We start from the raw sequence: 20357 nt of genomic DNA on the forward strand, positions 1-20357 counted from the left end.
CCGCCGCGAACGGGGCGATCTTCGCCTCCGCCAGCGAACGCACCGACTCACGGAGCATCTCGTGCTCCTCGCCCAGCCGGTAGAGGTCGAAGTCCTGGGTCATGGCAGTCTCCTCGGTTATGGCACTCAGTACCCCCGATTATGCACACTGAGTATCGTCTCGCCCAGCCTTCCGGCCCGGGTCGGTGCTACCGTCCGGGTATGAGCGAGGTGCATGAGCAGGGCGGAACCACGGCGACCCGGCCGACGATGCGGGACGCCCTGGTGGAGGCGGCGTTCGAGTTGTTCTCGGAGCGGGGCTTCGAGCAGACCACGGTCGACGACATCGTCTCGCTCGCGGGGGTCGGCCGGCGGTCGTTCTTCCGGTACTTCCCGTCGAAGGAGGCGGTGGTCTTCCCCGACCACGACGGCTGCCTGGCGGACATGACGGCGATGCTGGAGCAGGCCGACCCGGCGGGCGACCCGGTGGAGCAGGTCTGCGACGCGGCCCGGCTGGTGCTGCGGATGTACGCGGGGAACCCGGCGTTCTCTGTCGGGCGCTACCAACTGACCAAGCAGGTACCGAACTTGCGCACTCACGAGCTCTCCGTGGTGTGGCGCTACGAGCGCACGCTGGCCGGCCACCTGCGCACCCGCTACGCGGCCCGCGCGGACGGCGCGCTGCGCGCGGACGTGATCGCGGCGGCGGTGGTCGCGGCGCACAACTTCGCGCTGCGGTCGTGGCTGCGCTCGGGCGGCGAGGGTGACGTGGGCGCGGCGGTGGACGAGGCGCTGCAGCTGGTGATCGACACCTGGGGCGACGGCGCCGCGGAGGGCCGGTCGGAGTCGCAGGACGAGGAGGTGGTCGTCATGGTGGCACGCCGGGGAACGCCGATGTGGCGGGTGGTGCAGGGTGTCGAGGCGGCCCTGGAGCAGTGATCGGCCGCTGTCCCGGCTGTCCGGTCGGCCCTCGTCCGCCACGCCGATGATCTGACGTACCGACTGGCACTCGGTACCTTTACACGGGGCACTGAGTGCCATACCGTCCCTTCTGGCAGACCGCCCCGACCGCACGCCCCACCCAGGCGGCGGTACGGCGGCGCACACCGGCTCAGCAAGGAGACGGCCATGACCCCCACGCTCGCCCCGGCCGCGCCGACGACGGCCCCGACGACGACCATCACCGGCGCAGACACCGCCGCCGACCCGTTCGCCCCGCAGTTCGGCCCGCACTTCGCCCCGCCCGCGTTCCTGGTCCGCCCCGACGTCCGCCCCGACGTCCGACCCGACGTCCGCCCCGAACGCCCGGTCGCCGAGACCGAGTTGCGCTACCGCCGCTGCCACTGGTGCCACTCGGCCAGTGCGACGACCTGCCTGCTGTGCCCGGTGTGCGGGTCGGCGGACCTGGAGCCGGCGGTGGCGTCCGGGCAGGGGACGGTGCAGCGCCTGCTGCGTCCGACCCGTCGGGGCCCGCACCTGGGCCGCCCGTACCTGATCGTGCTGGACGAGGGCTTCACCGTGCAGGCGTCGGTGCTCGGCGGGCTGCCGGGCGCGGTGCCGATCGGGGCCCGGGTGCAGCTGGTTGCCAGCGAGGAGGGTGGCCGGGTGCTCACCTTCCGTCTGGTTCCCCGCTCCTGACGCACCGCCACCCCCTCTCTCGTGGCACCGGGTGCCACGAGAGGGCGGCCCATCAAGCCGCTTCCTCTCCCGGCGGTCCGCACCGCGCACATACTTCCCACATCCTGGGATCCATCCTGCGGTCCAAAGGTGCAGGCCTGGCGCGATCCCGTGCACGGAGCGCCACCACGCGGGTAGGGTCGGTGACGTTTGCCGTTCCGGGGGAGGTACTACACGTGCTCGATCTGAGCGCCCATCAGCCGGCCGCCGTCTGGCGACCGTTGTCCGGCCCGCCGCCGGGAAGGGAGTGGCGCGCCGGCCTGGCGGCCAATCCGGCGGCCCCGTCCGAGGTGCTGGTCCGGCTGCTGAACGATACGGCCGACGGCGCGGGCGCGAGCTGGCTGGCACGCCGACCGGAGCTGCCCGGCTGTGTGCGGGAGACGGCGCTGCGGCACCCGCACTGGTGGGTCCGGGCGGCGCTGGCGGAGCGGCCGGAGCTGGAGCCGCCGGTGCTGGCGGTGCTGGCCGCGGACCGCGAGCGCCGGGTGCGCCGGGCCGCGGCGTCGGCGGCGCACCGGGTGCCACTGCCGGAACAGGTGCTGGCGGCGCTGGCGGGCGACCGCGATCCGGACACCCGCCGCCGGGTGCCGGGGTGCGCGGGGCTGCCGGAGGAGCTGCTGGTGTATCTGGCGCAGGACGGCTCGGCGCTGGTGCGGGCCGCGGCGGTGGGCGCGGAGAGCTGGGCCCGGCTGCCGGCCCGGGTGCGGACGGCGCTGCGGGCGGACCGGGATCCGGCGGTGCGGGCGGCGGTGCAGCGCGCGCTGCGGGTGGAGCGCCCGCTGCCGGTGACGCTGGCGGGGTACATCGCGGAGAGCGATCCGGTGCGCCGGGAGCGGACGGCGGCGGGGGCCGCCTTGGAGCGGGCGCTCGGCGAGTGGCTGGTGCTGGACGACGACCCGAGGATCCGCCGGGCGGCGGCGGGCAATCCGCAGCTTCCGACGGATCTGGCGCTGGCGCTGGCGGTCGACCCGGACGCGGCGGTGCGGCTGGCGGTGTCGCTGCGGCCGGATCTGACGGAGCAGCAGCGTTCGGCGGTGGACTTCGGGACGTCGGACGCGGCGCCGCCGGAGCTGCCGTGGGTGGCCGAGCGGCAGGGCGATCCGGCGGAGTTGCTGCGGCTGGCCCGCTCCGCGCATCCGCTGGTGCGGCGTGCGGTGGCGGCGTTGGAGCACCTGCCGGGCGAGGTGGTGGCGCTGCTGGCGAAGGACTCGGAGCCGGTGGTGCGGCTGGCGCTGGCGGAGCACTGTGCGGATGCGCCGGGCGAGTTGCTGCGGTCGGTGTACGCGGAGCTGCTGGGCCCGTCCTCGTTGCCCGCGCTGGAGCGGTTCGCCGCGCCGGGTCTGGCGGGGTGGGCGGAGCGGCCGGAGGCGGCGCTGCGGCTGGCGGCGTTGCGCGATCCGGAGCTGGCGCCGGAGGTGCTGGCGCGGCTGGCGGAGGATCCGGACGAGGCGGTGGCGCGGGCGGCGGCGGGCGATCCCCGGCTGCCGCTGGAGGTGCTGCTGGGCCTGCTGGAGCCGGACGCGCGGCCGGGCGTGGCGGCGGCGAATCCGGCCTTGCCGGCGGAGTTCATGCTGCGGCTGCTGGACCTGGCGACGGGGTCCTGATCGCCCCGTCGTCGACCGCGGAATAGACCCCGGTGGGTGAATGTTCAACCACCTGTCGGGCCGCGGAGGTCCGGCACCGGGGATCCGAGGACGGACCCGGGGACGGGAAGGAGCAGGGCATGACCACCGACTTCCGCCCGCAGACCGCGGGCCTGCGGCCCGAGGCGAGCCTCCACGAGGGGACGGTCGCCGAGCGCTGGGCCCGCGCCCAGCTGTTCTTCGACTCCAAGGCGTACGCGGACGCCGCGCGGATCCTGGTCGAGCTGGTCGAGGAGGCCCCGGAGCAGGTCGGCCCGCGGCTGCTGCTGGCCCGGGCGTACTACCACTCCGCCCAGCTGCGCCGCGCCGAGGAGGAGCTGCGCACGGTGATCGAGCTCGACCCGGTCGAGCACTACGCGCACCTGGTCCTCGGCCGCGTCCTGGAGCGCCAGGGCCGGCACGCCGAGGCGGTGCCGTACCTGCGGCTGGCCGCCGCGTTCGAGGGCGCCTTCCCGCAGGACTGACCGGTCCGTCTCCCGCACGGCCGACCGGTCCGGCTCCCACCGGAGCGACCGGTCCGCACGCACCGCCCCCGCCGGGTACCGCCCGGCGGGGGCGGTGCGCTGTCGGCGCTGGCAGGCTGGAGGGAGCGCCGAGGATGCGGAGGTGCGCGCGATGCGGACCCTGGAGGAGCAGATCGAGGTGACCGCCCCGGTGGGGACGGCGTGGTCGCAGTTGCACCGGGTGGCGGAGTATCCGGAGTTCGTCGGCGGGGTGGTGCACGCCACCGCACGGGGGCGGCGGCACGCGGATCTGGAGGTGGAGTTCGGCGGCGAGCGGCACCAGGTGGACGCCGAGCTCACCGATCACGGCCGGGGCCGGGTGATGAGCTGGGAGACGGTGGACGGCCCGCCGCTGCGCGGCACCTTCGCGCTGCGCCCGCTGGACGCCGCGCACACGCAGGTGCAGATCCGGTTGGAGTACGACCCGGACGAGCTGAAGGAGGCGCTGGGCGGTCCGCACGGGTTCGCCCAGAGCAGGGCGGTGGAGGAGGCCGTGCGGACCGATCTGGAGCTGTTCAAGCAGTTGTGCGAGGAGTGAGCGACTCGCTTGCCCCGATGGGTAGTTCGGCCCAGATGACCTTGCCGCTGGCGGGGTAGCGGGTGCCCCAGCGCTCGGCGAGCTGGGCGACCAGGAACAGGCCGCGCCCGCCCTCGTCGGTGTCGGTGGCGTGCCGCAGGTGCGGGGAGGTCGCGGAGCCGTCCCAGACCTCGCAGATCAGGGCGCGGTCGCGCAGCAGCCGGACCCGGATCGGTCCGCTGGCGTACCGGATCGCGTTGGTGATCAGTTCGCTGAGCACGAGTTCGGCGGCGAAGGCCTGCTCGGTCAGGCCCCAGTCGTCGAGTCGGCGGGTGACGGCGGCGCGCACCCGGGCGACGGCGGCGGGGTCGGCGGGGACGTCCCAGTCGGCGACGTGGTCGGCGGGCAGGGCGCGGGTGCGGGCGACCAGCAGGGCGATGTCGTCGGCGGGGTTGGCGGGCAGCAGGGCGTCGAGCAGGTCGTCGCAGGTCTCCCGGGGGCTGCGGCCGGGGTGGGCGAGCGCGGCGCGCAGCAGCTTCATCCCGTGGTCGAGGTCGTGCGTCCGGGATTCCACCAGCCCGTCGGTGTACAGCACCAGCCGGCTGCCTTCGGGGAGTTCCAACTCGGCGGTCTGGTAGGGAAGTTGTCCGATTCCCAGCGGCGGCCCGCCGGGCAGGTCGGGGATCTCCACCTGCCCGTCGGGGTGCACCACGGCGGGCGGCAGGTGCCCGGCGCGGGCGAAGCTGCAGCGGCGGGTGACGGGGTCGTAGACGGCGTACAGGCACGTCGCGCCGGTGATCGGGCGTTCGACGACGTCCGGGCGGGGGTTCTCCTGGTCGAGGCGGTTGACCAGCGCGTCCAGGTGGCCGAGCAGTTCCTCGGGGGCCAGGTCGAGCGAGGAGAAGGTGTGCACGGCGGTGCGCAGCCGTCCCATGGTGGCGGCGGCGTGCACGCCGTGGCCGACCACGTCGCCGACCACCAGGGCGACCCGGGCGCCGGACAGCGGGATCACGTCGAACCAGTCGCCGCCGACGCCGGCCTGCGCGGGCAGGTAGCGGGAGGCGACCTCCAGGGCCTGCTGTTCGGGCAGTTCGGCGGGCAGCAGGCTGTGCTGGAGGGCCACCGCCATGGTGTGTTCGCGGGTGTAGCGGCGGGCGTTGTCGACCAGGACGGCGGCCCGGGCGGTCAGTTCCTCGGCGAGTGCGCCGTCCTCCTCGTCGAAGGCCGGCCGCGGCCTGGCCCGCCAGAAGGTGGCGACCCCGAGCAGGGTGTCGCCGACGCACAGCGGCGCCGCGATCAGGGTGTGCACCTGTTCGTCGCGCATGGCGTCGACGGTGCCAGGTCTGACTTCGTCCCAGACGTCGAGCGCCGCCGACAGGTCGGGTTCGACCACGGCCCGGGCGGTGGCGACGGCACGGGCCCGCGGGGTGCCGGGGACGATCGGCACGGCCGCCCCCGGGGGCAGCAGCGGCGGCAGCGCGGTGATCCCGGTGAGCGCGGCCCGGTGCATCGCCCCGTGCCGGCCGGGGCGGGGTTCGCCGCCGTCGAGGACGCCCTGGCAGAGGTCGACGCAGGCGTAGTCGGCGAAGTCCGGGACGAGCGCGGCGGCGAGTTCCTGGCAGGTGCGGGTGATGTCGAGGGTGGTGCCGATGGAGGCCCCGGCCCGGTAGAGCAGTTCCAGGCGGCGGCGGGCGGTGTCCGGATCGGCGAGGACGGCGGTGTCGCGCAGCGTGGCCACCCGGCAGGCCGAACCGCCGGCCCCGGCGGTGTGCCGCAGATCGAGGCCGAGGGTGCGGCCGTGCACGGCGATCGGCACGTCGCTGAAGTCCCGTTCGCCGTCCAGCAGGCCGATCAGGCCGTCCGGCAGGTCGAGGGCCCGCACCGGGCGGCCCTCGCAGTCGGCGGGCAGTTTCAGCAGCCGGTGGGCCTCGTCGTTGGCGTACAGCAGCCGCCGGTCGGCGTCGATCAGCAGCAGGCCCTCCCGGACGACGGCCGCCTCGGCGCCCGCCAACGGGTGCGTCCCGTGCGCTTCCCGGTTCATCCGCACCGTCCGGCCTGGGGGAACGTCACCGCGGACGGGGGTGCGGGGCGGTGGGCCATGGACGCCCGGCGCGGGGAGGTGTGGCCCGCCGCGCCAGGTCCGCCGGGTGCTGCCCGAAACCGGGTCATACGCCCATTCCTACACTCCCGGCTCCGGCCGGGCCAATGGCCGCGCCCGGATTTCCCCCGCTGATGTGCCGCTTTTAACGCGCCATTATGTCGACCGCGGGGACGGGGCCGTCGGCGCTCCCCCGGCGGGGCTGCCGGGTCTCCCGCAACGGGGCTGCCGGCGCTCCCGCAGCAGCGCTACCGGCGCTCCAGTTCGGCGCGCACCCGGCGCGGGGGCCGGAAGGCGTACAGGTCGAGCACGGCCGGCGGCTCGGCCAGGCCCGGGCCGCCGGCGGCGATCCAGTCGGCGATGTCGGCGGCGGCGTCCCGGTCGTTGACCAGGCCGAGCCAGGCCGGACGCCCGCCCGCCCGGCGGCCCTCGGCGGAGGGCTGGACGACGATGACGTTGGCCTGCTCGCAGGCGTCCAGGCACTCGCTGCGCCGGACGGTGGCGAGGTCGGCCAGCGCGGTGCGCAGTTCGGCGAGTTGGGCCTCGTGGTCGAGCCGGGGAATCTTCCCGGCCACGCCGCAGCAGCATCCGCGACAGACCGTCACGGTGCAGCGGGCCTCGGGCGCCGGGGCCGGGGCCGGGCGGGGGCGGTCGTCCCGCGCGCTCATCCGGTGCTCGCCCGGTGGGGCCCGACGGCGGGCTGCGCGGCGTTTCGGTCCGGGACGGAGGCCATGGCGGGCGACCCTTCGCAAGCGGGGAGGACGACCCGCCCACCCTATCTGAGCATCTGAACAGGTCTTCAGGTCACCTCGCTACGATGGGCCCATGGGCCACGGAACCGACCCCGCCGGCAGCGCCACCGTCCGCGAACGTCTGGACGCCGTCGGGACCGCCGATGTCGCGGCCACCCTCCAGGCCCTCGCCACCCCGTCCCGGCTGTACATCCTGGCCCGGCTCCAGGAGGGCCCGTGCTCGGTCGGCGAGCTGGCCGAGGCCGCCGGGCTGGAGGCCTCCGCCTGCTCGCACCAGCTGCGGCTGCTGCGCCACCTCGGTCTGGTCACCGGCCGGCGGCACGGCCGCTCGGTCGTCTACGCGTTGCACGACAACCACGTCGCCGAGCTCCTCGACCAGGCCCTCCACCACGTGGAACACCTGCGCCTGGGCATCCGCGACGCCCCTGCCGGGCCCGCTCCCGCCGGCGGCTGAGCCCGCCGCCGCGTCCAGCATGTGGGCCCCCGGGCGCGAGGCCGGACGGAGATGGGGATTAGATGGCAGGTGTAGAAGCCAAGCATCTGCGCGAAGAAGGTCCCGCCATGCCCCACATCACCGTCGACTACTCCCCCCAGCTGGCCGACTCCTTCGACCGCCCCGGGTTCGTCCGCGAACTGCACCCGATGGTGCGCGAGTGGGTGGCGTCCCGGGGCGTGTGCAAGACCTTCTTCCGCCAGGCGGCGGAGACCTGGGTGGACGACGTCGACGGCCAGTTGACCGCCTTCGTGCACATCGCGATCGGCCTGCTGCCGGGCCGGCCGGAGGGGCTGAAGGCCCGGCTGTCCGAGGAGGTGCTGCGCCTGCTCGACAAGCACCTGCGGCCCGTCCTCGGCCGCGAGGTGGTCCGCTCCGCGGAGGTCCGCGACCTCACCCCGTCCTACCGTCTGCGCACCGGCTGGTAGCACGCCGCCGGGCCGGTGGCGACCACCGGCCCGGACGGGTAACTACGTGGGTGTCACGGGCACTTGGGGATGGCGCCGCTGTGGAACGCGGCTGCGCCGTCGACGTACGGGGCGAAGACCCAGCCGCCGGCCTGGAGGTAGGGGGAGCCCGCGTAGATCTCCTGGAACGCGTGGTACCAGACGTTGCCGAAGTTGCCGACGCTGGTGCCGACGGTCCAGCAGTTCACCGCGACCGAGTCGCCCGGGTGCAGGTCGGGCACGCCGGCGACCTTGGCGGAGCTCGCGCTGGGCGAGGAGTAGACGCCGGCGCTGTAGGTGTTGCCGAGCCCGATGACCTCCGAGGCCTGGGCGCTGCCGGCCCCGGCGCCGACCACGGCCGTGGCCGCGGCGACGAGAGCGGCGGTGGAGACGGCGGCGCGCTTGAGCACCTTGCCCATGACTGTTCCCCCTTGAGTTGTTCCTGCGGTTGAGGTGCTCATAACAGCAGGGCCGGGGAAGGAGTTGCCATCCGATTTTCGGACAACGTCGACCACCCCGGAGGCGGTCCCGGCGGAGCGGCCCTACCGCTCCAGGAAGCCGGTCAGCGCCGCGTTCACTTCCTCCGCCCGGGTGTACGGCAGGGCATGGTGCGAGACGCCCTCCAGCGTGCGGACTTCGGCCTGCGGGAGCAGCCGGGAGGCCCGGGCGACGAGGGTGCGCGGGTTGTGGGCGCGACTGTCGGCGGCGGCCAGCAGCAGGCAGCGGGCGGGTAGCGCGGCGAGCGCCCCGGCGGCGGGGCGCGGGCCGGTGACGGGGCGGGCGGCGGGGAAGCTCATGGCGAGGCCGTACAGGCGGGCCCAGTCCGGGTCGAGGGGGATGCCGCCGGTCTCCCAGCCGAGGAAGGACCGGGCGCGGGCCTCGGTCGGGCGGGCCAGCACGGGGGCCGCGCGCAGGAGGTAGCGGGGCGAGAAGCCGGTGAGGCACCCGGTGGGGTCGAGCAGCGCGAGGCGGTCGATCCGGTCGGGCCGGCTCAGCGTGTAGCTCAGCGCGATCCACCCGCCGTAGGAGTGCCCGCACAGGTCGGCGGCGGTGAGGTCGAGCCCGTCCAGGACGGCGTCCAGCCACCCGTGCAGGTCCTCGACGCTGCGCAGCGGCTGCGGTCCGCCGCTCGCGGAGCGGCCCGCGTCGCCGATCCGGTCCACTGCGAACACCCGTGACCGGCGGGCGAGTTCGCCGACGTTCGCCCACCAGCTCGCCGCGGTGGAGCCGCCGCCGTGGATCAGCACCAGCGGCGGCCCGCCGGCCGGTCCGGCGGCGTTCACCCGGGTGGTGCCGTACGGGGTTTCGAGGTCGATCCGCCCGACCTCGACGGGCCAGCGGTCGAGCAGGGTGTCGTACGCGGACAGGAACGCGGAACGGTCGAACGCCATGGCGGCAGCCTCCGGCAGGCAGAGTTTTCTCGCTGAACAAGTATCTCGCTCAGCGAGATACTATGCAGCCATACCTGCCGCCACGCATCCGCCCCCGGCAGGCGCCCCGTCGAAAGGCCGCCCCGCATGACCGACGAACTCCCCGACAGTCAGGGCCTGCAGACGGTCCATCAGCTCCGCGCCCTCACCGTCGACCTGGACCTGCTCGCCGCAGCCTTCGCCCGGCGCAACCGGCTCCACCCCACCGACCTGCGCGCGCTGATCGCCCTGCTGGACGCCGCCCGCTCCGGCACCCCCGCCACTCCCGGCCTGCTCGGCCGCGAGCTGCGCCTCAACTCGGCCGGCACCACCGCCGTCGTCGACCGCCTCGAACGCCTCGGCCATGTCCGCCGCACCCGCGACCCCGACGACCGCCGCCGCGTCCTGCTGGAGGTCACCGAGCAGGCGATGACGCTCGGCCAGAGCTTCTTCGGCCCGCTCATCGCCGACGCCGTCGCCCTGGTGAACGACCTCTCCCCCGCCGAACTCGCCACCGTCCAGGGCTTCCTGACGTCCATGCGGGCCCTCGTCGCCCGCCACCACACGGCGGGCCCGCCCGGCCCGTGACCGGCATTGGGCTCAGCGCTTGACCTGGGGGCACTTGACCTGGGGGGCACTTGACCTGCTGAACCGCGGTTCGTTCCGGGACGGGCGGGTAGCCTGTGCCGTTCGATCGGGAACCGAGGGGGAGTGCTCGTGTTGGACACCGAGCTGTTTCTGGGGTGGATCAGGGGGCTGGCGAAGGCCCGGCAGGACACCGGGCCGGTCGAGCACCCGTGGGGCCTGCGGGTGGAGACCCCGCGTTCGCGGGAGAAGGCGCGGCACGTGCTGCTCGACCCGCGCGAGGACGTGGTGCGGGCCGCCGCCGAGGCGGCACAGCAGGTGCCGTACACCTGGATCAAGGCGTTCGTGGACCCGCAGCGCGCGCTGGAGTGGGCCGGGCCGGGCTGGCAGCTGGGCGGGCCGGAGATGATGATGACCGCTCCGCTGCGCCCGGCCGAGGCGCGGGTGGCGGGCGGGTACGAGGTGAGCACCGAGGTGGTGAACGGGGTCGTCCACGTGCGGGTGCGAACCGGTGCGGGCGAGCTCGCGGCCGACGGGTACACCGCCGTGGTGGGCACGGTGGCCGCGGTCGACCGGGTCGCCACCCACGAGACGCACCGGCGACGGGGGCTGGGCTCGCTGGTGATGCGCACGCTCGGCAATGCCGCGCTGGAGCAGGGCGCGGAGCTCGCCGTGCTCGGGGCGACGGCCGAGGGCCAGGCTCTGTACGAGTCGCTGGGCTGGACGGCGCACGCCGACCTGACCGGGCTGGTCTACAAGGGCTGACTTGTCGTTTGTCCTCGGCGGACTTGGTGCTCCTTGATCGTCCCGGCGCGTTTGACCGTGCTTTCCGACGTCGTGGCGTGTGGCCCGCTGCTTGCCCTTCGACCCGGGAGGCCGCCCCGGGCCCGGCTCGGCCGGTGACCGCGGTGGCGTCGGCGGCGGGCCCCAGGCGCACAGCGGCCGGTAGGCCGACCAGGAGGTGCGCCCGGATTCCAGCGCGGGGGCGAAGGAGTACGGGCCCCTCTTGCCGCCACCTCCCCCGTAGACGTGGCAGAACAGCCGGTCGCTGGTGGGGCGTCGGGACGGGGCCAGTCACTCGGGTTGAGGGCGTGCGGTCGGCCGGGTCGGTGGCCCGTAGGCTACCGGGTCGCGGGTCGCGGCCGGGACGGCCGGAACATGGGGAAGGGGCTTGGTGGTGGCAACGCTTTCGGAGGTCAGGGCCCTGCTGGGCGAGCCCCGGTTCAACTGGTCGGATCCGGCGCCGTGGATCGAAATGGAGCGAGAGTTCGGCATCGAATTCCCCGCCGACTTCCGCGAGATCGTGAACGCCTACGGCTCGATCACGATCAACAGACAGCTGTACCTGGAGCACCCCGCCGGTCACCTTCTGCATGTTCCTCCAGCGCCGAAAGAACGCGTGGACGCGATCCCAGAAGGGGAAGTCCCCCGGCATCGCCCGCCAGGTAGCGCACCACCTCGACCGTCCGCCGATGGCAGCAGCCCTCCGGCTGCCCGCCCCTGCCCTCGAGTCATGCGGGCACGGGCATCGCGTCACGCACCACGGCCCACCCCTCGTCGCTCGTGTCGGACGGACACCTCGGCCGCCTGTACGGCCCGTCCCCGGCGTTCCCGAACCGATGAGCGCGACAAGTCGCACGTACGGGCCGCGGAATCGGAGCCCGCAGGCGCGAGGGCACGCCACAGCGACAACAGGGCCTCCTGGCGTGCTCACGGTCTCGACAACCGCGAGCTGCACCGGAGGCCCTGCCTTCACACCTGGCGGACGACAAGATCGCCCGACCGAGCTTCCCTCAGTCGAACCCTCGTCCACCGTGATCGGTACAACAAGCTTCTTGAGCTCGGCCTCGGCGTTACGGGCCCACCACCTCAATGCCGGATGTTGAAGCCCAACCTCGGCGTGGCGTTGCGCACCAGTGTCAGCGCCTGCTCGGGCCACCACCCGCCGGCGGCCGGGTCGACGATGCCGTACTCGGGGTCGGTGGGCCCGGCGGTCCCCCGGGTGCAGCTGCCGTCGGACTCGCCCGGCACCTTCACCCACAGGTACGCGTCGAGCTGGGCGACGCCGGTGTCGGCGGTCGGACGGGTGCCCAGGCCGCGGCCGGGCGGGTTGCACCAGGTCTGCGGGTCACCGGTGTACTTGCCGTCCGGCGGGGTCCACGGGCCCTGGCCGTTGCGGCTGCTGTCGATCACGAAGTGGGTGAGCACGGCGTCCGCCGGGACGTGCGCCGCGTACCAGGTGTCCGCGTCGGCGGCCGGCCAGTACTGGTTGGCGCAGCTGTCGGCGACCGCGCCCGGCGTGTGCTCCACGTACCAGACGCACTTCGCCACCTGCGTGCCGTACCGGATCAGCGACGCGTCCGTCATGTAGTTCGACACGTTCAGGAAGAAGCCCCGGGCCCGGTCCACCCCGCCGTCGATCAGCAACCGGGCCTGCGTGCCGACGCTCTGCCACCCGCTGTGGCCGCCGTCCAGGTACACCAGCGCCCCGCGCTGCCGCGTCAGCCGGTCCACGGCCGCCCCGATCTCGGCCAGCCGGTCCTGCTGCTGGGCGGCAGTGCCGCCGCAGAACGCAGGCGACAGCGCGAGGCCGTCCGGCTCCAGCACCACCACGGTCGTCCGGTCGCCGATGCCCCGCGCGAGCGCGTCGATCCACGCCGCGTACTCGGCGCTGTTCGCCGCCCCGCCCGCCGAGTACTGCGAACAGTCCCGCCCCGGCACGTTGTACGCCACCGTGACCGGCACCTGCCGCGCCACCGCCGCCTTCCGCTGCAACGCCGCCATCGCGTCCGTGGTCTGCTGCGCCGTCGACGTCCCGTTGAACCACTGCGCCACCGGCCACGACCCGAGCTCGGCCATCGCCTCCGCCCCCACCAGGTCGTGCGCCTTCAGATCCGCCCACGCCTGCCGGACGGCACTGCTGTCCGGATCCACATAGAACCGCGTCCCCGCCCCCAGCCCCGGCCCCGCCGCCCCCGCGGGCCCCGCCGCCACCCCGAGCCCCGACCCCAACAACACCGCAAGCCCCACCACGGCCCGCACACAACGCGACAACCGACGACGCACGGCAGCCCTCTCCCACCCCAACTCGACACCCGACGAAGGCCGCCATGCACCCACCCCGACCACCACCCCGTCAACCCCCCGCCCCTCCAGCCCCGAAACCCCCCACCCCACCCCATGAAACTTTCACCCCCGGCCACCAGCCACCCGCCTCCCCCGAGCGACCGCCACCCCCGGAGAACACCTCACTCAACGCCCCCCGCCCCCGCGCGCAGCACACCCTCCGGTGCCCGCCACGAGCGAAACGGGCCGGGATGACGCCCCCGCGCACAGCGCACCCCCTAACGCGCGCCACAGACGAAGCGGGCCGGGGCGACACCCCACTCAACTCCCCCACAGCCACGCACAGCACCCAACCCCACACGCCCAACCACCCCGCTCACCCCCTCTACCGCCCGCCACGGGCGAACGGGCCGGGGTGACGCCCCACTCAACTCCCCCCAGCGCCGCGCAGCGCCACACCCCCACACCCCCCGCGCACCCCCTAACGCGCGCAGCGCCACACCCCCACACCCCCCGCGCACCCCCTAACGCGCGCAGCGCCACACCCCCACACCCCCGCGCACCCCCTACCGCCCGCCACAGGCGAAGCGGGCCGGGGTGACGCCCCACTCAACTCCCCCCCCAGCCGCCGCGCGCAGCGCCACACCCCCACACCCGCGTGTACGGCAACCTCCCTACCGCCCGCCACAGGCGAAGCGGGCCGGGGCGACGTCCCACTCAACTCCCCCCAGCCGCCGCGCGCAGCGCGACACCCGCACGCCCGCGCGCACAGCAACCTCCCTACCGCCCGCCACGGGCGAAGCGGGCCGGGGTGGTGCCGAGGATGCGGCGGAAGTGGCGGGTGAGGTGGGGCTGGTCGTGGAAGCCGAGGGTGGTGGCGACGGTGGTCGGGGGGTGGCCGTCGAGGAGGAGGTGTCGGGCGCGGTCGATGCGGCGGGCGGTGAGGTACTGGTGCGGGGGCAAGCCGAACGCGGCGGTGAAGCTGCGGACCAGGTGCGCGGGGTGGGCGTGCAGTCGCCCCGCGGCTTCGTCGAGGGTGGTGCGTTCGGTGAGGCGGGCGTCCAGCAGGTCGCGCAGCTGGTGCGCGAGGCCCTGGTCAACCGGCCTGGCGGGGACCGCCGTTCGCGGTCGGAGCAGCTCTCGCAGGCGCGCACTGATCAGCGCCAGCCGGCTTTCCGCCTCCCATTCCTCCCCGGGTGTGCCGAGCGCCGCGTGCAACTGTCCGACCCGCTCTCGCAGCAGTGCGTCCGCGAGGTCGGGGCCGTCCACCGCCGGGCCGATCAACTCCGTGCCGAGCTGCCCGAGTTCGAGGTAAAGGACGCGTTTGCGGAAGCCCGCCTCGGTGGCCGGCGACCCGTTGTGCGGGACGTGCGGCGGCAGCAGGCTGACGGTGTCGTGCGGGGTGCCGCGGCGATGGCGGTCGAGGTCGTAGCGGACGGCGCCGTCGTCGACGATCAGCAGCGTCCAGGCGTCGTGGACGTGCATGGGGTAGCGGTGTTCGGTGAGGTGCGCGTGCAGCACCTCGACGACGCCGGGGACGCGCGGTCGCCAGGCGGTGATCTGCTGCCGGGCCGCCGCTGCCATGCAAAGAACGTACAAGACCGCGCCGCGCCCCGACCGGCACGCTCACTCCATGGACACGCACACTCCGACCAGCGCCCCCGTCACCCCCCGTTTCGACACCAAGATCGCCGTTCTGCTCCGCGAGGACCTCGAACCCTGGCAGCGCCTGAACGTGACGGCCTTCCTGGTGAGCGGACTGGGCACCGCCGTACCGGAGTTGATCGGTGAGCCGTACGCGGACGCGGACGGGACGGCGTACCTGCCGATGTTCCGTCAGCCGGTGCTGGTGTTCGAGGGAGCCGGGGAGCTGCTGTCGTCCGCCCACGCGCGGGCGCTGTCCCGCTCGTTGCCGGTGGCGGTGTTCACCGCCGAGCTGTTCGGCACCGGCAACGACCGGGACAACCGGGCGGCGGTCCGCGCGGTCCCGACGGCGGCGCTCGATCTGGTCGGGCTGGCCCTGCACGGGCCGCGCAACGCCGTGGACAAGGTGCTCAAGGGGGCGCGCATGCACCCGTGAGCAGCTGTCAGCAGGAACGCCCCCGTCCCGGAACAGCGCAGAGACCGCAGGGACCACAGGGACCACAGGGATCGCTGCGCAGCGCTGACGCGGCTCAGACTCGGAGCGAAGCGAGCGTGACCACCGTGATGTCCGACGGCGCGCCGACCCGGACCGGCGGGCCCCACGCGCCCGCGCCGCGGGTGACGTAGAGCTGGGTGTCGCCGTACCGCTCCAGGCCGGCCACGGTCGGATTGGCCAGCTCGGCCAGGTAGTTGCCGGGCCAGAGCTGGCCGCCGTGGGTGTGGCCGGAGAGCTGGAGGTCGACGCCGTGGCGGACGCTGTCGTGGACGGTCACCGGCTGGTGCGCCATCAGGACGGCCGCCCGGCCGCGGTCCCGGTCGCCCAATGCCCGTTCGTAGTCGGGGCCTTGGCCCTGCGAGGTGCCGGCGATGTCGTTGACGCCGGCGAGGTCGAACCAGGGCAGTTCGACGCGGGCGTTCTCCAGCGGGTGGACGCCGAGTTCGCGGACGAAGTCGACCCACGGCGCGGCGCCGGAGAAGTACTCGTGGTTCCCGGTGACGAAGTACGCGCCGTCCTTGGCCCGCAGGTCGGCCAACGGGCGGGCGGCGGGGCCGAGTTCGGGGACGGTGCCGTCGACCAGGTCGCCGACCACGGCGATCAGGTCGGGCTGGGTCGCGTTGATGGTGTCGACGATCCGCCGGGTGTGCGCCCGGCCGAGTATCGGGCCGAGGTGAATGTCGCTGACCACGGCGATCCGGTAGCCGTGCGCGGCGCGCGGCAGTTTCGCCAGCGGCACCGTCACCTGCTTCACCCGCGGCCCGCGCAGTACCCCGTACGCGCCGTTGCCCACCACGCCGGCGGCGACGCCGGCTGCCGTCCCGGCCACCACCCGCGACACGAACAGCCGCCGCGACGGCTCGGCGGCCGCCGGTTCCTCCTGCACGACGGGCGCCGCGGGTTCCGCCGGTACTTCCGCCGCCGACCGGATCTCGCGGCGACGCGGAAAGCGGAACAGCGGCAGAAGGCGGAGCAGCGGCAAGCGGAGCAGCAGCGGGCGCAGCAGTTCGCCGACCAGCAGCGCGAGCAGCAGGTAGAGCAGAACGGCGAGCCAGAGGTAGCCGGGCCAGGCGAACCAGCGTTCCACGGCGAGCGGGAAGGCCCGGCCGCCGATCAGGGCCAGTACGGAGAGAACGGGCAGCAGGACGACGAGTACGGTGCCTGCGCGCCGGTACCGGCTGCCGGGGCCGGAGACGTCGCGGACCAGCCGTCGCCATACGTACCAGTGCGCCGCCCCGAGCAGTCCGAGCGCCGCAATCCCCACCACCGCGATCACCATGTGGCCAGTATCGGGGCGTGGTGATCGCGGGCTGTGACCGGGGTGCGGTTCCGTCCCACCGGGCGTGGCCGTCCGGGTACGGGGTGTGCCCGGGCGTGTTCGGTTCCTGTGAGCCCTCCCACAGCGTGGTGGGCTTCTACGGTCCTCGATAGTGGATGTGCCGAGGTGCCGGTCGGGTGGCGCTCGCGGTTCGCCGTCCGACCACCGAAGGCTACCGCAATTTCGCAGGTCAGCGGCAATCAGGTGGCCGTCGGGGGATGGTCCGGACCAACCCTCTCGCCAGGCCGCCGGAGGGTGGCGGGCGGCCCGCCCGTCGCCGCCCCGCTACTACGCGCCGTAGTGGCGGGGCTTTTTGAGCCACTCTCCGTGATCTGTCAAGAATGTCCCCCGTCCGTCGGGCAGTCCGGCCGGTCTCGCCGGCCACTGCCCCGCTGCCACGTTCGACCGCCCGCCGCGCCGTACCCCCATGACGGCGGGGCGGCCGGGTGCGTGCCGGTCGGCGGGCCGCCGTGTCCCACCGGCCGTCCGGCCCGCACAAGAAGAGAGATCTCCATGTCGCATCGCCGTCCGTCCAGCCTTTCGGGGAAGTTCCGCCGTCACCGCCACGCCGTGGTGACGGGCGTGGCGACTCTCGCGGTCGCGGGCGCTTCCGCGCTGGCCATCGCCCTGCCGCAGCACTCGACCCCGGCCGACGCCGCGGCCCGGCCCATGTCGGTGGGCGACCAGCAGCTCGCGGCGGACGCCCTGGCCTCGCAGGCCGCTGCCGCCGACGCGAGTGCCAGCGCCAGTGCAAGCGCCGACGCGCAGGCCGAGGCAGAGGCGAAGGCCCGGGCGGAGGCCGAGGCGAGCGCGGACGCGAGTGCGAGCGCGGACGCCAAGGCGTCGGCGGAGGCGAAGGCGCGGGCGGAGGCGGAGGCCGCATCCCGGGCGCAGCAGCGCCAGGCACTGCCGAGCAGCAAGCCGTCCGCGACCGCTCCCGCGACGGCTTCCGCGACCCCGTCCGCGACGGCTTCCCCGTCCCCGCTCGCGAAGACGTACAGCGGAACGCCGCAGCAGATCGCGGCGCAGCTCGTGCCGGCCGGGCAGTTGCAGTGCTTCAACAACATCGTGGAGCGCGAGAGCGGCTGGAACGTGCACGCGACCAACCCGTCCTCGGGTGCGTACGGGCTGATGCAGGCGCTGCCGGGCTCGAAGATGGCGTCGGCGGGTGCGGACTGGCGGGACAACCCGGCGACCCAGATCAAGTGGGGCCTGCAGTACATGAACCAGACGTACGGCAGCCCGTGTGCGGCCTGGTCGTTCTGGCAGGCGCACACCTGGTACTGAGGGCTGTGGTCCACACCTCTCGGTGGGGTTGGGCACGGTGTGTGCGCAGCTCCGCCACCATGCGTACATCTGACGATACGTCAGCAAGTCACGGCGTTCTGCCCCCTATCCGGACATTTCATCGCACGTTCGTGTTCGTTTGGTGAAGATTCAGCGAACTTCCCGTCGTTCCTGTCCGGAATGGCCACTTTCGAGCGGCTTCCGACCTTTGCCTGAGGCTGTCCCCGCCCCTAGCCTCCCGCCCATGGCCCCACCACTGATCACCGTCGTGCTTCCCGCCTACGACGAGCAGGAACAACTGAAGGAGTGCCTCGACTCCCTGCTCGGACAGTCCTTCCGCGAGTTCGAGATCATCGTGGTCCGGACACCCTCCCCGCACTGCCCGGAGGAGCGGCTGGTGGAGGCGTACGAGCTGCGCGACGCCCGGGTGCGGGTCCTGCGGCTGGAGACGGAGCCCGGCATCGGGCAGGCCCGGATGGCGGGCGCGGCGCACGCGCGCGGCGAGTACCTGCTGTTCCTGGACGCCGATCACCTGCTGCCGGCGGACGCGTTCGAGGCGATGGCCGCCCGGCTCGCCGAGACCGGTGAGGTCGATCTGCTGCTGTTCGGCCACAACCGCGAGTACCGGGGCAAGGTGTGGCCGGGCAACGCGGCCGAGCTGCTGGCCGCGGCGGGGCCGGACGTGTTCGCCCCGGCCGAGCACCCGGAACTGTTCGGCGCGCCGCCGCTGATCTGGGACCGGCTGGTGCGCACCGGCACCGCCCCGACCTTCCCGGACGGGTTCTACGAGGAGGTCCCGGCGGTGCACCGCTCGCTGCTGGCCGCCACCCGGATCGCGGTGCTGGACCGCGAGTGCGTCACCATCCGGCGCCGCCACACCCTGCACCCGCAGGGCAGCGAGGGGGCGAGCCACTTCGACCTGTTCGACCGCTACGAGAGCACCTTCGAGCTGCTGGACGCGCAGCCCGCCGAGGCTCCGCCGGTCGACCCCGGCATCCGGGCGCACCTGTTCACCCGGATGGTCCGCCACTACCTGTTCGTCTTCGACCTGCCGGGATCTCTCACCCGCACCGAGCGCCCGCAGTTCTTCCAGCGGGCCGCCGAGCACTACAAACGTTTCCTCCCGGACGGCTACAAACGCCCCGACGGCCGCGAGGGCATCAAGTTCTCCCTGCTGGCGTCGAATTCGTACGCCACCTTCGAGGTCGCCAAGTTCTCCCGCCTGGCGGGCGTACGCCGCTGAACCCCGCCGGCCGGCGCTCCCCCGCCCCGCCGAGGCGTCCCCACCCCGCCGGTACGTCCCCGCCCGCCGACGCTTCCCCGCGCCCCGCGGCGGGTACACGATCCATGGCGGGTACACGATCCGACAGGGGCCGGTGGCGTCGCGCCGCCCGCACTCCCGGGTGACGCCATCTCGCGTTCCACCCGGGCCTCCTGACGGACTGTCGAACCGGCCGGGACGGTAGAGTCCCTCCCCGCGACCGGCTCTGCCGCGCCACCCTCCGTGCACCCTCTGCCGTGCACCACCGGACCGGAAGGCGAACTCCTCGATGACTCCCCCTGTCTCCCCGGCGGCCGGCCCGTCGCCGACCGCGGCCCCGGCCTCGGCCCCGACCTCCGCCCCGGCTGCCACTCCGGACTCCGCCCCGGACCCGTACGCCTCCAACGGCGGCCCCGCGTCGGATCCGACCGGCCAACTCCCGCCCCAGCAGCAGATGGCGGGCTGGGCAGTCCTGCTGCTCGGTCTGCTGCTGCTGGCCGAGGCGATCGTCTGCGTGGCCGCGCTGATCAGCGTCTGGACGCCGCTCACCACCCTGACCGCCGAACACGCCCCGACCGGTTCCCCGGAGCCGTGGTCGGTGTTCGGCCTCGGCCCCTGGCGCCTGACCTCCAACACGGCGATGCTGATCGCCGTCCTCGCCACCAGCGGACTCGGCAGCTTCGTGCACGCCGCGACGTCCTTCGCCACCTACGCGGGCAACCGCCAGCTCCTGCCGAGCTGGCTGCCCTGGTACCTGCTGCGCACGGCGATCGGCGGAGCGCTCGCGCTGCTGGTCTACTTCCTGCTCCGCGGCGGCCTGTTCGCGAACGGCACCGACGGCACCGCCACCAACCCGTACGGCTTCGCCGGGATCGCCGGCCTGTGCGGCCTCTTCTCCAAGCAGGCCACCGACAAGCTCCGCGAGGTCTTCGACACCGTCCTCACCACCCGCGACGGGGCGGGCGACGACGAACGCGACGACAAAATCCAGGCCACGGCTCCGACTTCACCGACCGGCCAGTCGACACCGGCCCCGCCGGCCGGCCCCGACGTCTCCCTCGCCAAGCCGCAGGCCGCCGACCTCCCCGCGATCACCATCCCCCAGCAGGCCACCGCGCCGTCCGAATCCGCCTGACCCGACGGCCGGCCGATTGACCGCACGTCGGAGCAGGACCCCGGTGGC

20 protein-coding genes are annotated in these 20357 nt (G+C 74.0%); 13 read left to right on the top strand and 7 right to left on the bottom strand.

Annotated elements, in window-relative coordinates:
- Positions 1-201: 201 nt before the first annotated feature.
- The 5 genes from ACIQF6_RS33085 to ACIQF6_RS33105 all read left to right on the top strand — a co-directional run bounded on the left by ACIQF6_RS33085 (position 202) and on the right by ACIQF6_RS33105 (position 4340).
- Positions 202-918: a TetR family transcriptional regulator gene (locus ACIQF6_RS33085; protein WP_400901754.1), complete on the top strand. Its 717-nt coding sequence runs from the start codon at positions 202-204 to the stop codon at positions 916-918.
- Between the two features lie 189 nt (positions 919-1107).
- Positions 1108-1617 (top strand): Zn-ribbon domain-containing OB-fold protein, encoded by a 510-nt coding sequence (locus tag ACIQF6_RS33090; protein WP_400901756.1) that lies wholly within the window; start codon positions 1108-1110, stop codon positions 1615-1617.
- A gap of 215 nt (positions 1618-1832) precedes the next feature.
- Entirely contained in the window at positions 1833-3260 is a 1428-nt protein-coding gene (locus tag ACIQF6_RS33095) for a hypothetical protein (protein ID WP_400901758.1), read from the top strand.
- A gap of 119 nt (positions 3261-3379) precedes the next feature.
- The gene (locus tag ACIQF6_RS33100) at positions 3380-3763 is read left to right on the top strand and encodes a tetratricopeptide repeat protein (RefSeq protein WP_400901760.1); all 384 of its coding nucleotides are present in this window, start codon (positions 3380-3382) and stop codon (positions 3761-3763) included.
- 151 nt (positions 3764-3914) lie between these two features.
- Positions 3915-4340, top strand: coding sequence for an SRPBCC family protein (locus tag ACIQF6_RS33105; RefSeq protein WP_400901762.1), 426 nt, complete (start codon positions 3915-3917; stop codon positions 4338-4340).
- On the opposite strand, the gene ACIQF6_RS33110 is transcribed toward ACIQF6_RS33105, so the two are convergent.
- On the bottom strand, positions 4318-6360 hold the full coding sequence (locus tag ACIQF6_RS33110) for a SpoIIE family protein phosphatase (RefSeq protein ID WP_400901764.1): 2043 nt from the start codon (positions 6358-6360) through the stop codon (positions 4318-4320). The genes ACIQF6_RS33105 and ACIQF6_RS33110 overlap by 23 nt on opposite strands.
- Positions 6361-6665: 305 nt before the next feature.
- Positions 6666-7085 (bottom strand): (2Fe-2S) ferredoxin domain-containing protein, encoded by a 420-nt coding sequence (locus ACIQF6_RS33115; protein ID WP_400901766.1) that lies wholly within the window; start codon positions 7083-7085, stop codon positions 6666-6668.
- A gap of 157 nt (positions 7086-7242) precedes the next feature.
- Here ACIQF6_RS33115 and ACIQF6_RS33120 point away from each other — a divergent pair, with 157 nt between their 5' ends.
- Complete coding sequence (locus ACIQF6_RS33120; RefSeq protein WP_400901768.1) at positions 7243-7623, top strand: ArsR/SmtB family transcription factor; 381 nt, start codon at positions 7243-7245, stop codon at positions 7621-7623.
- A gap of 107 nt (positions 7624-7730) precedes the next feature.
- Positions 7731-8090 (top strand): 5-carboxymethyl-2-hydroxymuconate Delta-isomerase, encoded by a 360-nt coding sequence (locus ACIQF6_RS33125; RefSeq protein ID WP_400901770.1) that lies wholly within the window; start codon positions 7731-7733, stop codon positions 8088-8090.
- A gap of 53 nt (positions 8091-8143) precedes the next feature.
- Here the strand turns inward: ACIQF6_RS33125 and ACIQF6_RS33130 are convergent, their stop codons facing one another.
- Positions 8144-8527, bottom strand: coding sequence for a hypothetical protein (locus tag ACIQF6_RS33130; protein ID WP_400901772.1), 384 nt, complete (start codon positions 8525-8527; stop codon positions 8144-8146).
- Positions 8528-8650: 123 nt separating this feature from the next.
- Entirely contained in the window at positions 8651-9499 is an 849-nt protein-coding gene (locus ACIQF6_RS33135; protein ID WP_400901774.1) for an alpha/beta fold hydrolase, read from the bottom strand.
- Positions 9500-9625: 126 nt separating this feature from the next.
- Here ACIQF6_RS33135 and ACIQF6_RS33140 point away from each other — a divergent pair, with 126 nt between their 5' ends.
- Together ACIQF6_RS33140 and ACIQF6_RS33145 are read left to right on the top strand one after the other, a co-directional pair.
- Positions 9626-10105, top strand: coding sequence for a MarR family winged helix-turn-helix transcriptional regulator (locus ACIQF6_RS33140; protein ID WP_400901776.1), 480 nt, complete (start codon positions 9626-9628; stop codon positions 10103-10105).
- Positions 10106-10234: 129 nt separating this feature from the next.
- Positions 10235-10867, top strand: coding sequence for a GNAT family N-acetyltransferase (locus tag ACIQF6_RS33145; protein ID WP_400901778.1), 633 nt, complete (start codon positions 10235-10237; stop codon positions 10865-10867).
- A 1104-nt stretch (positions 10868-11971) separates the two neighbouring features.
- On the opposite strand, the gene ACIQF6_RS33150 is transcribed toward ACIQF6_RS33145, so the two are convergent.
- The gene (locus ACIQF6_RS33150) at positions 11972-13036 is read right to left on the bottom strand and encodes a glycoside hydrolase family 6 protein (protein ID WP_400901780.1); all 1065 of its coding nucleotides are present in this window, start codon (positions 13034-13036) and stop codon (positions 11972-11974) included.
- Positions 13037-13948: 912 nt separating this feature from the next.
- Entirely contained in the window at positions 13949-14752 is an 804-nt protein-coding gene (locus ACIQF6_RS33155) for an AraC family transcriptional regulator (RefSeq protein ID WP_400901782.1), read from the bottom strand.
- On the opposite strand from ACIQF6_RS33155, the gene ACIQF6_RS33160 reads away from it, so the two are divergent.
- A complete protein-coding gene (locus tag ACIQF6_RS33160) occupies positions 14751-15248 on the top strand; it encodes a DUF2000 family protein (protein WP_400901784.1) in 498 nt (165 codons plus the stop codon). The genes ACIQF6_RS33155 and ACIQF6_RS33160 overlap by 2 nt on opposite strands.
- Positions 15249-15342: 94 nt before the next feature.
- On the opposite strand, the gene ACIQF6_RS33165 is transcribed toward ACIQF6_RS33160, so the two are convergent.
- Positions 15343-16587 (bottom strand): metallophosphoesterase, encoded by a 1245-nt coding sequence (locus ACIQF6_RS33165; RefSeq protein ID WP_400901786.1) that lies wholly within the window; start codon positions 16585-16587, stop codon positions 15343-15345.
- 552 nt (positions 16588-17139) lie between these two features.
- On the opposite strand from ACIQF6_RS33165, the gene ACIQF6_RS33170 reads away from it, so the two are divergent.
- From ACIQF6_RS33170 to ACIQF6_RS33180, 3 genes are all read left to right on the top strand, one after another.
- A complete protein-coding gene (locus ACIQF6_RS33170) occupies positions 17140-17913 on the top strand; it encodes a transglycosylase SLT domain-containing protein (protein ID WP_400901788.1) in 774 nt (257 codons plus the stop codon).
- A gap of 244 nt (positions 17914-18157) precedes the next feature.
- Complete coding sequence (locus ACIQF6_RS33175) at positions 18158-19156, top strand: glycosyltransferase family 2 protein (protein ID WP_400901790.1); 999 nt, start codon at positions 18158-18160, stop codon at positions 19154-19156.
- Positions 19157-19463: 307 nt separating this feature from the next.
- Positions 19464-20309: a hypothetical protein gene (locus tag ACIQF6_RS33180; protein ID WP_400901792.1), complete on the top strand. Its 846-nt coding sequence runs from the start codon at positions 19464-19466 to the stop codon at positions 20307-20309.
- Positions 20310-20357: the final 48 nt, after the last annotated feature.

Origin of the sequence: Kitasatospora sp. NPDC092948, from assembly GCF_044754805.1 — a bacterium.
GTDB lineage: Bacteria > Actinomycetota > Actinomycetes > Streptomycetales > Streptomycetaceae > Kitasatospora.